Source organism: Methylobacterium sp. WL103 (assembly GCF_008039885.1).
In the GTDB taxonomy this organism is placed as follows: domain Bacteria; phylum Pseudomonadota; class Alphaproteobacteria; order Rhizobiales; family Beijerinckiaceae; genus Methylobacterium; species Methylobacterium cerastii.
This window is the reverse complement of the sequence record NZ_VRUX01000663.1, coordinates 1-2,180: the sequence shown is the minus strand read 5'-3', so window position 1 is coordinate 2,180 and position 2,180 is coordinate 1. Positions and strand designations below refer to the sequence as shown.

At 73.2% G+C, this 2,180-nt stretch carries 3 protein-coding genes; 1 reads left to right on the top strand and 2 read right to left on the bottom strand.

The window, feature by feature from the left end:
* Positions 1–226 precede the first annotated feature (226 nt).
* A complete protein-coding gene (locus FV222_RS23920) occupies positions 227–712 on the bottom strand; it encodes a MarR family transcriptional regulator (protein WP_147815814.1) in 486 nt (161 codons plus the stop codon).
* A 98-nt stretch (positions 713–810) separates the two neighbouring features.
* On the opposite strand from FV222_RS23920, the gene FV222_RS23915 reads away from it, so the two are divergent.
* Complete coding sequence (locus FV222_RS23915; RefSeq protein ID WP_147753114.1) at positions 811–1,590, top strand: DUF1499 domain-containing protein; 780 nt, start codon at positions 811–813, stop codon at positions 1,588–1,590.
* Between the two features lie 19 nt (positions 1,591–1,609).
* Here FV222_RS23915 and FV222_RS23910 read toward each other — a convergent pair.
* On the bottom strand, positions 1,610–2,180 hold a 571-nt coding region (locus tag FV222_RS23910), incomplete at its 5' end, for an MBL fold metallo-hydrolase (protein WP_147815813.1).

Genomic DNA, 2,180 nt, shown 5'->3' with positions numbered 1-2,180 from the left:
GAAGGCGGCCGAGCCGGAGCGGCGCGACGAAGGGCCGGCGTCGCTGCACGTGCCGACCTCGGTCGTGATCCCGGGCACCGCGCGCGCCTACGCACCCTGATCCGCCGAGCCCGGCCCAGTCATACCAAATCCGGTTGATCCCTTCGGGATGGCGGATTTAGGCTTCGCTCAGGCGCCGCGCGGGCTTGCCTGATACGGCCTCCGCTTTGATCAAGCGGAAGCCGTATCAGTCGGTAGGGTTTTCGGCTTCCGCCCGGGCCAGCGCCCGCCAGCGCAGCACCAAGGCCTCGAAAGCCGCGAGGTCGTCATCGCCGAGCCGTCCCAGCGTCTGCCCGACATAGGCCGCCTGCGCCGCCAGCCCCTGCGCGGCGAGGTCGGCCCCGACCGGCGTGAGGTGGAGCGCGTGCGAGCGCCGGTCGCCGGGGATCGGCCGCCGCTCGACGAGCCCAGCCTCGACCAGGCGGTCGATCAGGCCGGAGACGTTGCCCTTCGTCACGTAGAGCCGGGCCGCGAGATCCTGCTGGGTCAGGCCCTCGCGCTCGGTCAATGTGGAGAGCACATCGAATTGTGGGATCGACAGGCCGAGGCCGCGCAGCCGCGCGCTCATCGCCGCGGTCACGCGCCGGTTCAGACGGATGAAGCGGAACCAGACGCGCAGGGGGTCCGCGGCGTCTGCGGGGTCCGGATCGGGGGCTGGGAGGGAACGCGGCATTGGGGACGAGGCTATAGCAGACCGGGCGGTCCCCGCGAGTGGCGCGGCTGCGCTGCGGCCGGTATAGCCTTCGCATCCCCTGCAGCCCCACACGAGCCATGCGCCGCCTACTCGTCGAGGAACCCGTCACCCGCGCCGGCCCGCTCGCACGGTGGACCGCCCTGTTCTCGCTCGTGGTCTCCGGGATCGCGATCGTGCTGGTGCGCGATCCCCGCACCGAGGCCGGGCCGGCGCTGGCGACCCTCGCCGCCGGCCTTTGCGTGGCGCTGGTGGCCGTGGCGCTCGCCGCGTACGCCTTCGTCCGGGTCTGGCGGGAGGGCGCCCGCGGCCTCGGCGCCGCGATCGGCGGCCTCGTTCTCGCCATGCTGGTCCTGGCCTACCCGGCCTACGCGGCGCTCCGCGGATTCCGGCTGCCCGCGCTGACCGATGTGACCACCGACATCGACAACCCGCCAGCCTTCTCGCGCTCGCGCGCCGCCTTCGCCGCCCGCAACGGAGGCTATCCGCCCGATCCCGGTCCGCAGGCCCGCGAGAAGCAGCGCGCCGCCTACCCGCAGATCGCGCCGCTGACCCTAGACATCGGCGCCGACGAGGCGTTCGAGCTGGCGCGCAAAGCCGCCGTGAACCGCAAGTGGCAGATCGTCGAGGCGATACGCCCCGGCGGGCGGGTCGGAAACGGCCGGATCGAGGCCGTCTCGCGCAGCCTCATCCTCAACCTACCCGACGACGTCACCATCCGCGTCCGGCCGCGCGCCGACGGCGCTCGCATCGACGTCCGCTCCGCCTCGCGGCTCGGCACCAGCGACCTCGGCGTCAACGCCGACCGCATCCGAGCCTATCTCGACGAGGTCGCAAACCTCGCGCTCGCGGTGAAGTAGCGGCCTGCGGCCCGGCGCCTCAGCCGACTGCCGGAGTGACCGGCCGGAAGACGCCGTCGAGCCGCGGCGGGCCGTCCGTGGCCACGAGCCCGCGCGCGACGAGGTCCTCGAGGTGGGCGAAAACCGACAGCGCCGCCGCGCCGCGCAGGCGCGGATCGAGGCTCTGGTAGGTAGCGGTGACGATCGCCGGGATCGTGTCGTCGCCAGCAGTGATCCGCGCGCGGATCGAGGCCTCGCGGTGGCGGCGGTGGTTGGCGAGCCCCCGGACGAACCGACGGGGGTCGCGCACCGGCCCCCCGTGTCCCGGCCAGTACACGGTTTCGTCGCGGCCCCGGAGCTTGTCGAGAGAATCCATGTAGGCGCGCATCGAGCCGTCGGGCGGCGCGACGATGCTGGTCGACCACGCCATCACGTGGTCGCCGGAGAACAGAGCCACCTCCTCCGGCAGGGCGAAGGCGAGGTGGTTCATGGTGTGCCCCGGCGTCTCGACGGCGACCAGCGTCCAGCCCGACCCGTCGAGCGTGTCGCCCTCGTGCATCGGCCGGTCGGGGACGTGGTCGCGGTCGGCGGCGGCGTCGAGATGGCCGACC